The sequence below is a fragment of the Pseudomonas sp. ICMP 561 genome (assembly GCF_002699985.1).
Lineage (GTDB): Bacteria > Pseudomonadota > Gammaproteobacteria > Pseudomonadales > Pseudomonadaceae > Aquipseudomonas > Aquipseudomonas quasicaspiana.
Window position 1 is genome coordinate 45,989 of the sequence record NZ_LKBT01000005.1, and the last position, 13,259, is coordinate 59,247.

13 protein-coding genes are annotated in these 13,259 nt (G+C 60.8%); all 13 read right to left on the minus strand.

The genetic code is table 11. The features are described 5' to 3' along the window. Positions 1 to 26: 26 nt before the first annotated feature. A complete protein-coding gene (locus tag AO242_RS05795) occupies positions 27 to 1,253 on the minus strand; it encodes a beta-ketoacyl-ACP synthase (RefSeq protein WP_099268016.1) in 1,227 nt (408 codons plus the stop codon). Further along, complete coding sequence (fabG, locus tag AO242_RS05800; protein WP_027901970.1) at positions 1,253 to 1,981, minus strand: 3-oxoacyl-ACP reductase FabG; 729 nt, start codon at positions 1,979 to 1,981, stop codon at positions 1,253 to 1,255. The genes AO242_RS05795 and fabG overlap by 1 nt, the downstream gene beginning before the upstream one ends. Then, complete coding sequence (locus tag AO242_RS05805; RefSeq protein ID WP_099268017.1) at positions 1,978 to 2,433, minus strand: hotdog family protein; 456 nt, start codon at positions 2,431 to 2,433, stop codon at positions 1,978 to 1,980. Before AO242_RS05805 ends, fabG begins: the two co-directional genes overlap by 4 nt. After that, positions 2,430 to 3,626: a beta-ketoacyl-[acyl-carrier-protein] synthase family protein gene (locus AO242_RS05810; RefSeq protein WP_099268018.1), complete on the minus strand. Its 1,197-nt coding sequence runs from the start codon at positions 3,624 to 3,626 to the stop codon at positions 2,430 to 2,432. Before AO242_RS05810 ends, AO242_RS05805 begins: the two co-directional genes overlap by 4 nt. Further along, complete coding sequence (locus AO242_RS05815; protein ID WP_099268019.1) at positions 3,623 to 4,120, minus strand: DUF3261 domain-containing protein; 498 nt, start codon at positions 4,118 to 4,120, stop codon at positions 3,623 to 3,625. The genes AO242_RS05810 and AO242_RS05815 overlap by 4 nt, the downstream gene beginning before the upstream one ends. Further along, entirely contained in the window at positions 4,117 to 4,851 is a 735-nt protein-coding gene (locus AO242_RS05820; protein ID WP_099268020.1) for a class I SAM-dependent methyltransferase, read from the minus strand. The genes AO242_RS05815 and AO242_RS05820 overlap by 4 nt, the downstream gene beginning before the upstream one ends. Continuing rightward, positions 4,848 to 6,092, minus strand: coding sequence for an NAD(P)/FAD-dependent oxidoreductase (locus AO242_RS05825; RefSeq protein WP_099268021.1), 1,245 nt, complete (start codon positions 6,090 to 6,092; stop codon positions 4,848 to 4,850). Before AO242_RS05825 ends, AO242_RS05820 begins: the two co-directional genes overlap by 4 nt. Then, positions 6,079 to 7,251 carry a sodium:proton antiporter gene (locus tag AO242_RS05830; RefSeq protein WP_099268022.1) on the minus strand — a complete coding sequence of 391 codons (1,173 nt, stop codon included), beginning with the start codon at positions 7,249 to 7,251 and terminating at the stop codon, positions 6,079 to 6,081. Before AO242_RS05830 ends, AO242_RS05825 begins: the two co-directional genes overlap by 14 nt. Further along, positions 7,248 to 9,584 carry an MMPL family transporter gene (locus AO242_RS05835; RefSeq protein WP_176560579.1) on the minus strand — a complete coding sequence of 779 codons (2,337 nt, stop codon included), beginning with the start codon at positions 9,582 to 9,584 and terminating at the stop codon, positions 7,248 to 7,250. The genes AO242_RS05830 and AO242_RS05835 overlap by 4 nt, the downstream gene beginning before the upstream one ends. Then, positions 9,574 to 10,167, minus strand: a complete 594-nt coding sequence (locus tag AO242_RS05840; RefSeq protein WP_099268024.1) for an outer membrane lipoprotein carrier protein LolA — start codon at positions 10,165 to 10,167, stop codon at positions 9,574 to 9,576. The genes AO242_RS05835 and AO242_RS05840 overlap by 11 nt, the downstream gene beginning before the upstream one ends. A 188-nt stretch (positions 10,168 to 10,355) precedes the next feature. Further along, positions 10,356 to 10,781 carry an acyl-CoA thioesterase gene (locus AO242_RS05845; protein WP_099268025.1) on the minus strand — a complete coding sequence of 142 codons (426 nt, stop codon included), beginning with the start codon at positions 10,779 to 10,781 and terminating at the stop codon, positions 10,356 to 10,358. After that, positions 10,771 to 12,318, minus strand: coding sequence for an HAL/PAL/TAL family ammonia-lyase (locus tag AO242_RS05850; protein WP_099268026.1), 1,548 nt, complete (start codon positions 12,316 to 12,318; stop codon positions 10,771 to 10,773). The genes AO242_RS05845 and AO242_RS05850 overlap by 11 nt, the downstream gene beginning before the upstream one ends. Then, positions 12,299 to 13,237, minus strand: coding sequence for an LpxL/LpxP family acyltransferase (locus AO242_RS05855; RefSeq protein WP_373562195.1), 939 nt, complete (start codon positions 13,235 to 13,237; stop codon positions 12,299 to 12,301). The genes AO242_RS05850 and AO242_RS05855 overlap by 20 nt, the downstream gene beginning before the upstream one ends. Positions 13,238 to 13,259 lie beyond the last annotated feature (22 nt).

Here is a 13,259-nt window from a genome sequence, read left to right on the forward strand (position 1 = left end):
TCTCTCCTTGAGATTAAGTAAAAGGGTCAGGACCAGCGGCGGAAAATCAACGACGTGTTGACTCCGCCAAAAGCGAAATTGTTGTTCATCACGTATTCGTGGCTCATCTGCCGAGGCTCACCGCGCAGGTAGTCCAGATCGCCGCACTGCGGATCGATCTCGTCCAGGTTCAGGGTATGGATGTAACGGTCGCGATTGAGCATCTCGATGCAGAACCACGACTCCAGCGCACCGCAGGCACCTAACGTGTGGCCGAGAAAACTCTTCTGCGAACTGATGGGCATACGCGAGCCAAACAGGCTGCTGGTGGCAAGGGTTTCGGCAATGTCACCTTGTTCCGTCGCCGTACCGTGGCCATTGACGTAGCCAATGGCTTCGGGCGGCAGGTTGGCGTCTTCCAGCGCCAGCTCCATGGCACGGCGCATGGTGGCCTGCTCCGGGCGAGTGCTGTGCGCGCCATCGGCGTTGCTGCCGAACCCCACCAGTTCTGCGTGAATATGTGCGCCACGGGCCAATGCGTGTTCCAGATCTTCGAGCACCAACATGCCGCCGCCTTCACCGATCACCAAGCCATCGCGGCCGCTGTCGTACGGACGTGGGCTGGTGTGAGGCGCATCGTTCTTCAGGCTGGTGGCGTACAGCGCGTCGAAGACCATGGCTTCAGTGGGGCAGAGTTCTTCAGCGCCACCGGCCAGCATCAACGGCAAGCGGCCGAACTTGATCGCCTCATAGGCATAGCCAATGCCCTGACTGCCGCTGGTACAGGCGCTGGACGTCGGAATCAGGCGGCCGGTCAGACCGAAGAAAATGCTGATATTGGCCGCCGTGGTGTGGGGCATCATTCGCACATAGGAATTGGCATTGAGCCCTATGGCCACTGAGTTGAGCAGCATGTTGCCGAAGGCTTTTACATCTTCGGTGCTGCCCGTGGATGAACCGCACGCGGTGCCCATGCGCCCGTCCCGGATGATCGGGTCGTTGAGCAGGCCCGCACCGATCAGGGCCTGTTCAGAGGCACCCACTGCAAAACGTGAGACACGGCCCATGCTGCGCAGTTGTTTGCGGGTCCAGTGCGACGGCACGGCGAAATCATCGATAGGGCCTGCCAGCCGGGTGTTCAACTCGGTGAAGCGATCCCATTCGTCCATGCGTCGAATGCCACTGCGGTTGGCGTTGAAGTTGGCTTCGATGCTCGCCCAGTCGCTGCCCAGTGAAGTAATCCCGGCCATGCCGGTCACGACGACGCGCTTCATCAGCACAGGCCTCCGTTAACGGCCAGTACCTGGCGAGTGATGTACGCCGCCTCGGCGGACATCAGGAAATTAACCGCGCCAGCGACTTCTTCAGGCGTGCCCATGCGCTGCGCGGGAATCATCTTCATCAGTTCATCCACAGGGACATTTTCGTCGAGCATGGCGGTATCGATCAGGCCGGGCGCGACGCAGTTGACGGTGATCTTGCGTTTGCCCAGCTCGATGGCCAGCGCCTTGGCAGCACCGATGATACCGGCCTTGGACGCGCTGTAATTGACCTGGCCGCGATTGCCGATCAGGCCCGAGACCGAGGTGATGCACACGATGCGACCGGCGGCCCGGCGACGGATCATCGGCATCATCACCGGGTGCAACACGTTGTAGAAGCCATCCAGATTGGTTCTGAGCACCACGTCCCAATCGTCGTCGCTGAGCGCCGGGAAGGCGCCGTCGCGAGTGAGCCCGGCGTTGAGCACTACGCCGTAATAGGCACCATGGGTTTCTACATCGGCTTCAAGAATGGCTTTGCAGGTTTCCCGGTCCGCCACGTCGAATTGCAGAATCCGCGCCTGACGGCCCAGGGCGACGATTTCGGCCTGGACGGCTTCGGCTTCCGTGCGGCCACTGCGGCAATGCAGAATCAGGTCGAAACCTGCTTGCGCGAGACGTAGCGCAATCGCGCGGCCAATGCCACGGCTGGAGCCGGTGACCAGTATCGAGTCAGTCATGTGCGGGCTCCTTCGTTCATGTATTGGTCGGGGTTGGGTGGGCAGTACACGCTAAGGCGGGCAAACGCTTCAATAGCCGGGCCGGTCAGGCGACATTCGAACACACCCATGCCGTTATCGTCCTGCAACGTACGCAGCGCGTGGATGTGCAGCTCGCTGCCTGCGGGAAATTGCTCCACGTTGCATTCGAACTTGCGGCTGCCCAGCAGGAAGCCCAGCGCCACGGGCTTGCCCTGAGTGCGCGCCTGGCAACCGGCATAGGCCGCGACACTCTGGGCCATCAGCTCGATACCCACCCAGGCGGGCATATTGCCGTAGGTGTCATTGAGCAGTCCGTTCGGAGTGACGGTCAGGCGAGTGTGAATCTGTTCTTCGTCGAACGACAGCACCTCATCGATGAGGATCATGTCGCCGGCATGCGGCAGCAGTTCGGCGAGCGGCCAGGCAATCATTGGGCGTCTCCGATAATCAGGCTGATGTTGTTGCCACCGAAGGCAAACGAGTTGCTCATCATGTAGCGCTTGGGCGTCTGTGCCAGACGAGTCTGGGCGTCAGTCCATTGCAGGGGCGGCAGCTGTGGATCGGCTTCGCCGTCCCAGGCGTGGGGTGGAAGCGCATGGTCGGTATTTTCCGGTGCCAGGCTCAACCAGCAGAAAGCCGCCTCCAGCGCACCTGCCGCGCCCAGTGTGTGACCGGTCATGGGCTTGGTCGAAGAGCACGGCACTCCATCAGGGAAAACAGCCTTCACTGCCAGGCTTTCCATGGCGTCATTGAGTGGAGTCGCGGTGCCGTGCAGGTTCAGATAACCAATCTGCGCGGCTGCAAGCCCGGCATTGTCCAGCGCTTGCTGCATGGCTTCGCGGGCACCGCAGCCGCTGGGTTCCGGTGCAGAAATGTGGTGCGCGTCGCACGTTGCGCCCGCACCCAGCAACGCAATCGAATGCTTGCCGCTGGCTTCACGGGTCATCAGGAACAGCACGGCAGCCTCGCCGATATTGATCCCGTTACGATTGCGCGAAAACGGGTTACAGAGCTGCTGTGAGACCGCTTCCAGCGCAGAAAAACCGTTCAGGGTGAGTTTGCACAGTGTGTCGACGCCGCCGCACAACACCGCATCGCACAGGCCCATGTCCAGGGCACGTCGGGCGCTGAGCAGGGCGCGGGCGCTGGAGGTGCAGGCAGTGGAGATCACGTAGGACGGGCCGCTCAGTTGCAGCCACTCCGAAATGAAGTTGGCTGCCGCGCCCAGCTCTTGCTGCTGGTAGTGATAGTCCGCCGGGAATTGCTGGCTACTCAACCATTCGCCAATGCCACGCCCTGCCTCGTCTATACCAGACGTGCTGGTTCCCAGGATCACGCCGATGCGATGGGTGCCGTAACGCGTTATAGCCTCACGGATGTCCGGCTCGATCTGCAGCGCAGCCGCCAGCAGCAACCGATTGTTGCGGCTGTTGTGAGAAGCCAGGGATTGGGGGATTGGCGGCAACGCTGTTTTCACGGCACCCACCGGCAAGATGCGCTCAGGCACCCAGCCGCCTTCATCGACCATGCCGGACGTATCAGCAGCGAACAACCGTCGCGCGACTTCTTCGCGGCCACTGCCCAGAGAGCAGATCAAGCCCAATGCGTTCAGGTAAGCGCTCACTGCAAGGCCTCGCTGTTCAGCGGGCTGATGGCGTAGTTGATTCTGCCGTCTTTGCCTGTGAGGACGATCAGCCTGAAGGTGTCGGCGCTGCTGTATTCCACGCCCCATCGTTCATCAAGTATGCGTTGGGTGCCCCGGCGCTGCGCAGTCGGGTAATTACGCCTCAACTGGTTGTCCGGGGTGAGCGCGAACAGCAGAGAAGCGAACAATTCCCGGGCTTCAGCATTGGGCGGCAACAAACCGTCGGCTTGCCACTGGCCGTTGATCAATTGCTGACGTGCCAGTGGAATACCCAGTGGGTCCATCAGTGACCAGCGCAACCCGCTGGCTTCCTGCTGAATCACCAGCAGCCAGTCCTGGCGCTGTTCAGCCTGCTGGCGTTGGATATGCAATTGCATCGGCAACTGTAGCTCGGGAACCGAAACAGGCAGCGGGGCTTTACTGGCACACGCCGCCAGCAGCAGGACGCAGGCGATCAGCAATGCGCGAATCATGTTCGTTCACCCTCGAAAGGCTTGCGCGCAACCACGTTGACCAGGGTTTCTTCGCGTTGGCCAAAAAGCGCGGGCTTGCGCAGTTTCAGACGTTCCAGCAAACCGAAATCACTGGAGCGGCTCCACCAAAGATACGGGTAAGACACGTTCTGTGCACCAAACTGAAAGCCCTGATCGCGGAGCATTTGCAGATATTGTTCAGCGCTCTTTTGTACATGCATCGGGTGACGGAACAGCCAGCGGATCACCCAGGTGTCGATATAGGCTTCGGTGGATTCAGCGAACAACAGATAGCCGCCGGGCTTGAGCACTCGATAGAACTCGGCGAGGGCCTGTTCCTGTTCGACCAGGTGATGGAAGGTCTGGTGGCAGAACACGATATCGACGCTGGCGTCGGTCAGTTTCAATGCGGCGCAGTCGCTGCCGATCAGCTCGACGTCGATGCCTTGAACCCGGGCTTCAGTGCGGCTCATGGTCAGGCTTTCCGGGTCAGCGTCCACACCCAGCAGGCGTGATGGCGCAAACACTTCGCACAACCGCTTGAATGACTTGCCCTGACCACAACCCGCATCGAGCAGCACCGGCTGGCTCGGCGGCTCGCCGTCAAACAGGCTGCGCAGATCGTTGATTGCCACTCGCAGCACGCGGTGTTGCCACGTGTGGCTGCGCAGGAACCACAAGCCGAAACGGGTTTCTTCGACGTATTTGTCGCTCAGGAAAGGCCCGCTCATTGTGCTGGACTCGCGCAGATTTCAGACAACATGCGCAGGCGGCGCTTGGGTTCAGCAACAAACGGGTTGCGCTGATCCCAGGCGTATCCAGCCAGAATCGCGCTGATCATGCGGCGGATATCACGCGTGCTTTCCGGGTAGAAAATCACGTCCTGGAAAGTGCCTTCGTACCAGCCTTCGACGTAAGCGCGGAAGGTGTCCACGCCTCGCTTGAGCGGTATCGCGAACTCGGTCTGCCAATCGACCGCCTCACCTTGCAACTGTCGATGCAGAACGCCTGCCGCCATGCTCGCCGAGCGCATGGCGATGGTCACGCCGGAGGAGAACACCGGGTCGAGGAATTCAGCCGCATTGCCCAGCAGCGCAAAGCCCGGACCGTGCAGGGTTTTGACGTTAGCCGAGTAACCACCGATGGTGCGCGCTGGTGTGTCCCATACTGCGTTCTTGAGCAGTTCCTTGAGGTGCGGCGTTTCGCCAACGAACTCACGCAGGCAGGCGTCGAGGTCCTCGGGTTTGTCCTTGAAGCGCTCGGACGCAGCGACGACGCCCATGGAGCAGCGGCCGTTGCTGAACGGGATCGACCAGAACCACACGTCGCGCATTTCAGGATGAATGCTGACGAGGATTTTCTCGCGGTCAAAGGATGCCGGAAAATGGTCTTCCACATGGGTGAACACAGCCTGACGTACCGGGAAATTCGACGGCGCTTCCAGATCCAGCAAACGCGGTAACACGCGGCCATAACCGCTGGCATCGAGCACGAACTGCGCCTGCACCTGATACTCGCTGCCGTCTTCGCGACGCACGTTCAGGACTGGCTGTGGGCTGGCGAAGTCGCCCGCGATGATCTCTTGCTGATAGCGGATTTCCACGCCCTGCAATTCGGCCTGGTCGGCCAACAGTTTGTCGAACTCACCGCGCTGTACCTGGAAAGTCGATGGCTGGCCTTCGCTGAAGGTGTCGCCGAAGTCGAATGCGCTGTACTGATCGCGCCACGCAAACGCAGCGCCATTTTTCTTCTGGAAGCCAGCGGCCTTTACGGCGTCGAGCATGCCTGCTTCTTCGACGAAGTCCAGGCAGTGCGACAGCAGGCTTTCACCGATGGAGAAGCGCGGGAACTGCTGGCGCTCAATGATCAGTACATCGTGCCCGTTGCGCTTGAGCAAGGCTGCGGCGATTGCACCGGCAGGACCTGCACCAATCACCACGACTGTCCGGCTTTCCCTATCAGTTACTGGCATACGACTTCCTTACTGGATCGACAGCGTTTACGGGTGGCTGCATCGGTGCGCGGCCCATGCCCAGCAAGGCTGGCATCAGGGTCGCGAGCAGGCTCATCAACATCAACGCAAAGTACAGCGCCGGGTTGATCAGGTGTTGTTGCAGCAGCATATTGAGAAAGACAATTTCGCTCAGGCCGCGAATATTCAGCAGGACGCTTTCACGCCAACGACGGGCACCGACGAAGGAGGGTGTTGCCCAGCTCAGGCCAAGCCAGTTGCCGAGCATTTTGCTGGCAATCGGCAGCAGAATCAGTGCTCCGAGCTGCACCCAACCGAGGCTGCCCATGGCGCTGTGAACGTTGATCTGCACGATGCCGGAGGTCAGGATCAGCGGGATTGCCAGCCAGGTTTGCAGGCCCATGAACCATTCGCGTCTGATCGGCAGTACCCATGGCTGTTTGATTCGGGCCATACACAGCAGATATCCGATGCCGAAAATCAGCGCATTGAGCCTGTAGTGCTCGGCCACCATCAGCAGTGCGAAGAACGTGACGCTGTAAACCAGCGGCTGGCGCAGTTGCAGGGCCCGTAGCAACAACGGCACGCAGGCGCCGAGCAGCGGCAGTAGAAGGCTGTTGATGTTCAGGCTGCCTTGGGCAATGCCGAACAGGCTCCAGCACATCAGGTCGATGAGGATTGCGGTCTGCACCAGACGCCGGGTCGCCTCTGGCGGATAGTCGATGTGGCGCAGGTACAGATAGAGCACAGGGATCGCGGTAATCGCAAACACCAGACCCAGTGCCAGCGAGCTGATCCACGGTTGCGCGGGCAAAAACCAGGTGGCGCAGGCCAGCCCTGCGAGGAATGGCACCGCGAAACTCGGCAGCGCAACTTTCAGGCTTTGGCGATCCATCTTCACGTCTATGACGTCGCTGAGAATGTGCCCCAGAACGATGGCGAAACTCAGGCCGTACAGCGTCTTCAACCAGACGGGCGCTACCAGTTGCGCGCCGCTCAACTGCCAGCCCGGTTCAATCCAGAACAGCATGATCAGTGGCAGAGCAAAGGTTGCCAGCAGCAACTGACTGACGATGGGAATCAAGCCGAAATAGCGTCCAAGACCCGTTGCACCAGCAAACATCAGCAGGGCCATCAGCCAGAACAGCGCAATCATCATCGATGAGCCTCGCTTTCTGCTGTTGGCTTGGCGCGTCGACTGGCAGCCCAAGGCGCCAGCATGAAGCTGAACGCCAGCCCGAGGCTTACCGACAGGCCAAAGTTGCTGATGGCGGGCGTACTGGAAACCGCCAGCAAGCCAAACGACAACCAAGTGGTGACGGCGGCCAGCAAGGTACCCAGCAAACTCACGGCGGCACCGCCAATCTGTTCCCGCATCAGAATCGCGTAATCAACGCTGATTGCAGTGACCAGCAGCAAGCCAAACAGGCTGAACAGGGTCAGCGGCTGACCGAGCCAACCGAGGCTGGCCAGACTGCACAACGCCGCAAGCAAAGGCAGGGCCACGATGCGCAGCGCGCCGCCAAACCCGAACGGAGCAATCAGCAACAGTACGATCAGCACGCAGGACGCTAGTTTCAATTCAGCGGCGCTGATCTGAGTGGCAGCAAAAACAGTGTTGAGTTGCCCCAGACGATCCACCAACCGCACGCCCGGCAAGTCCTGAGCCTGCAAACGCAGCAGGGCGGCGTTGTTCAACCCCTGAAGGCTGACCATGCCAGCGACGCCGTTTTTGCTGGCGCCCAGCCACAGCACCCGCCAGGGTTCGCCGAGCGGTCCGGCCAGCGCCGTGTCGATATCAGTGATCGGTGACGCTTGCAGTTGGGTCAGTTCCGCTTGCAGGGCGCCGGCCGGAACACCGAGATCGATCAGTGTCTGCCAGTGCTCTGGCAACGAGCTCAGAGCTTTGCGCACGGCGTCCTGTTCGGAGGGCGACGCGACCAGCTGATTCAACGCCAGATAGCCATTCAACTCTTCCAGATTCACCAGCTGATCGAGACGTTGGGTCAGTGCCGTCTGGCGCTCCAGTAATTCCTGCTGGTCCTTGCCTTCCACCAGAAAGAACTGGCTGGTGGGCTGGTAACCGGTGATTTTGGCAATCGCCTTTGCTTCTTCGGTCAGTTGCGGTGGCGCTGAGATCCATTGGCGGATGTCATTTTTGGTAGTCAGTTGCCAAAGCCCGGCAGCGCAGAACAGCATCAACAGAGCCAGCAGGATCGGCGTGCCGACCCGGCGCAGCAACGCTTCGCGCCAACCGAGCAAACGTTCGGCCAGACGCAGCGGCCATCGAGCCGGTTTCAGCTCGGTATTGTTGAGCAAGGCGGGCAACAGGCAAACGGCAGTCAGATAAGCGCCGATCAGGCCAGCAGCAGAGAACACCGCGATTTGCGTCAACGCCGGAAAGGGTGTCCAGGCCAGGGCCAGATAACCGATGCAACTGGTTGCGAGGCTGAGGCTCAGGCCTGGCAGCGTCAGGCGCAAGGCGGGCCAGCTGCGCCAGGGCTTCAGGCTCCAGCTTTTGGACAGGTAATGCAGTGGGTAATCCACCGCCACGCCGATCAGACTTGAACCCAGTACCAGCGTCATCACGTGCATATGGCCGAAGAATGCGACGCAGGCGACAGCGCCAAACAGCATGCCCACCAGCACCGGCACGAACGCCAGCAACACGCGCCAGCGGCGGAAAGCCAACAGCAGCAAGAGCAGAATGCCCGCTGTTGCGCCGCCGCCTACCCAGGTGATTTCCCGGCTGGCCTGACGTTGGCCGTCGGCGGCATACAGCAGGCCACTGGCTGCCAGTAACTGTCCGTTATCCTGCGCGGCCTTTTGGCGGGATGCGCTGAGCAAGTCGGCGACGCGCAGCGGTAGATGCATGTCGAACGCATTGCCGTTTGTGCGGGCTCGCAGCAGTACCCAGCTTTTGCCGTCAGCATTGGCGATCAACGCACCGCTGCCGATGTCCGGTTGCACCGAGCCATGCTGCGGCATGCCGTTCTGGATGCGTCCGGTCAGGCCCAGCCAGTCATCCTGGCTCGGCACCAGACTGAAGCCGCTGAACGGGTCGAACAGGCTTTGCACGCGTTGCTGAATAAAGGCCTGCGGGTTGTCGATCAACTGAGTCCGGTCTGCCTTTGGCAGCATCGCCAGTCGACCTTGGAGTAACTGGGTGCGCAGCGCAGGCAGATCGGCCTGAAGGCTCCATTGGACCTTGTCGAACAAGCCGCTGGCTTGCCACTGCTCGCCCAATTGCTTTGCCAGCGCGATGGCTTGTTGTTGATCGGCGTGGCCGACCAGCACCAGCATTTCGCGGTTCAGCGGTTCTTGCATACGCTGTTCAGCGCGCAATTCCAGAGGATCGGGGCTACTGCCGGGGACCAGTTCCATCAGGTTGGCTGACAGTGGCGCACCATCGCGCCATTGCCAGCCAGCGAGGGCCAGCACCGCCAACAGGATGATCAGGAACAGGCGCGGCAACAGACGTTCAATTCGCAAAATCAGCACGCTCCGCATCGCTCAAGGCAGGCACACTCTGGCTATCGACCATCTTCAGCAACGTACTGTCACCCTGGGTTTCCAGCAGCTCGATGCGCTGTACCAGTTCGCCGCCGTCGATATTGATCTGCTTGAACACCTGTTGCAGCAACAGCGAACGCGGGGTCAGCGTCAACTGCCAGGCTTTGGCATCGCCTTTGAGCTGCAATTCGAAGTCGCGCTGCAGGCCGCTGCTGTCACCTTGTAGCACGGCCAGGAACAGGCGGTTCTGTTCAGCTCCGGCGCTCTTGTTCGGCAGTAATTGCCAGCCGTTGGCCGCGTCACGGCGGGCAATGCCGGCCGGGCTGATGCGGTAGTCCTGTTTGAGCGGCGTGTTCAACAGCCACAACAGGCCGAACTCTTTCGCCAATACAAAGCGGCCTTTACTGACCAGCGGTGTTGGCAAGGCACGCAGGTGTTTTTCCTGAATGAAATTGCCACGTACCACGACCGGTTTTGCCAGTTGATCGCTGAGCTGTTGCAGGTCGAAGGCCTGGGCCAATGGCGACAGGCAGAGCAGGGCCATGAGGCAAAATCGCTTCATCAGTTGGAGCGAGGCTTGCCCGCGAAGAACGATAACTGAGTTTGCCTGACGGACCGAATTGCTTGGTTCGCGGGCAAGCCTCGCTCCAACGGACGTGGTTTGGGGTTGCGTAAAACGGAGGGTCAGGCAGACCGCTATCGCTGCCTCGCGGTGCTCGTGAGCTCCTACAAGTGTCGGGTTTGCTCTATTCATGGCAACACCCTCTCAACCGCATCAGTGAAGGCTTTCGGCGAAGCCAGCTGCATTTCCCGGGTTTCGATGTGCACCGCGACTTGAATCGAGCTGGCGCGGGTCATGCGTTCGCCGGTTTCCGCGTCGGTAATCAGGTAGTTGATCTTCAAGCGATTCTCCCACTCCACGAGACTGGCGCGCACAATCAGCCGTTGGCCGAACACCGCGCCGCGCACGTAGCGCAACTGGATGTCGATCACCGGCCAGCCATAACCGGATTCGAGCATGTGCGTGTAGTTGTGGCCGATGTGGTCCAGCAATGCGCAGCGAGCGACTTCCAGGTACTTGACGTAATGCCCGTGCCAGACGACGTTCATCGAGTCGACGTCGAAAAAGGGCACCAGGACTTCGGTGTCGACATCAATGACGCCTTTACTGCGCATGCAACCTCCAATGGCGATCAGCGATACGTTGCAGGCACAGGCGCAGTTCGCCCTCCAGCGCACGGTCTTCGATCACAGGCGGGAAATCAACGGCCAGTTGCTCGTGCATGGCGGCCAGCGCGGGCGGCAGTGGACGCGCATCGGCGGCTTTGCTGCGCAGCCAGACCCCTTGGTTCGCGGCGATCAGCGTGGCAGCTGCCACTTGCTCCGTCAGTTCCAAAACCCGAATGGCGTCCCGGGCAGCGATGGTGCCCATGCTGACCTTGTCCTGGTTGTGGCATTCGGTCGAGCGCGAGAACACGCTGGCGGGCATGGTGTTTTTCAATGCTTCGGCAGTCCAGGCGCTGGTGCCGATCTGCACGGCCTTGAAGCCATGGTTGATCATTGCGCGATCCGCTGGCGCGCCCGACAGATTGCTCGGTAAGCCGTGGTTGTAGCGCTCATCCACCAATAGCGCGAGCTGGCGATCCAGCAGGTCGGCGACGTTGGCGACGAGGTTCTTCAGGCTGTCCATGGCGAAGGCGATATGGCCGCCGTAGAAGTGCCCACCGTGCAGCACGCGTTCGGCTTCGGCGTCGATGATCGGGTTGTCGTTGGCGCTGTTCAGTTCGATTTCGATGAACGAACGCAGCCAGTTCAGGCTGTCAGCCAGCACGCCCAGCACATGGGGCGCGCAACGCAGCGAGTAGCGATCCTGCAAACGATGCAATGGCGCGGTCGGTGCATCGATGGCCAGATCCTTGCGCAGCCAGGCCGCGACTTGCATCTGGCCCGGGTGAGGCTTGGCCGCAAACAGACGCTCGTCGAAATGCTCCGGATTGCCTTGCAGCGCGACCACGTTCATTGCGGTGATACGCGTCGCCAGTTGCAGTAGGTAATCAGCACGAGCGAAGGCCAGGCACGCGAGGCCGGTCATCACCGCTGTGCCGTTCATCAAGGCCAAAGCTTCCTTGGGGCGCAGCACCAAGGGTTCCCAACCAAGCTCACGATGCACATCGCTGGACTGACGGCGTTCGCCGCGGAACATCACTTCGCGCTCGCCGGACAAGGTCGCTGCCACATAAGACAGCGGCGTCAGATCACCGCTGGCGCCCACTGAGCCCTCTTCTGGAATCAGCGGCAGCACGTCCTGCTCAAGAAACGCTTGCAGTCGCTCCAGCAGCTCAACGCGGACACCGGAAACCCCGTGGCACAGCGACTGCAAGCGCGCAGCCAGGACGGCACGAGTGGCTTGAGCGTCGAGCAGTTTGCCCAGCCCACAACCGTGGAACGTGTACAGATGACGCGGCAAGGCTTCCACATGTTGCAGCGGCACCGCCACCACGCAGGAATCGCCGTAGCCGGTGGTCACGCCGTAGATCACGCCTTCCTTGTCCAGCAACGAATCGAGGAACTGCGCGCCTTTGGCGATGCGCTGACGGTAGGCGCTGTCGGCTTGCAGAGCGGTCGGCACTTGGCGATTGGCCAAGGCCAGCACGTCTTCGATCTGCAACGCGCGCTCGCCGAAGGTGACCGGCTCAAGAACTTGATTCGTCATCGGACTTCCAGAAAGGGTAGAAATTGAACCACTGCTGCGGAGCTTGCAGGCAGTAGTGGCCGAGGCGGTCGGCATAGCGCTGGGCGTGATCGGCAATCACTTGTTGCCGGTCGCTGCGTCGCCATTCGATGGCGTCGGCAAAAGGCTCAAGCGTCACTTGATAACCGCTTGGGCGCTTGAGGCAGAAAATCAGATTGATCGGGCATTTCAATAATCCGGCCAGCAGCCACGGGCCTTGTGGAAACGCTGCCTTGGCACCGAGGAAATCGACCCGCGCGTTACGCCCGCCATGCAACGCGACGCGGTCACCGGCGATGGCCAGCCATTCACCGTCGTCCAGGCGCTGGCTTAGTTGCAGCATGACGGACGGGTCCAGCTCGCTGACCTGAATCAGGCGCAAGTTGGTCGCGCCTGCTTCGCCCAGCAGCCGGTTGAAACGCTCGGCGTGCTTGGTGTGAACCAACACGTTCATGGTGACCTTTTCGCCCAGTTCAGCCAGCGCCCGGCAGACTTCGAGGTTGCCCAGATGCGCGCCCACCAGCATTTGGCCGCGTTCGCCACGCAACTGAGTGCGCAGCAGCGCCGGGTCAACAATCTCGATTTGCTCAAGACGCAGCTTGCCGTTCCAGACGTCGAGTTTATCCAGCAGCGAATCAGCAAAGGCCATGAACTGGCCGAACACCCGTTTGTGAGTGGGCATCAGCTCTGGTCTGGCGCCCCATTCGGACAGGCGTCGCTGATACTCCCAGGCACTTTTGCGCGCCTGGCGGCCGAACAGAAAGAAATACAGCACGATGCCATGCAGCACCGGGCTCAGCACCCGACGACCCAGGTGGCGTACGCCCCACGCGGTGAGCTTCATCAGCAGGAAACTGCCGCGCTCCTCATTCTTCGCCCAGTGCTTGTCGCTCATCGCCATACCTCCCGGTAGGAGCGAACTT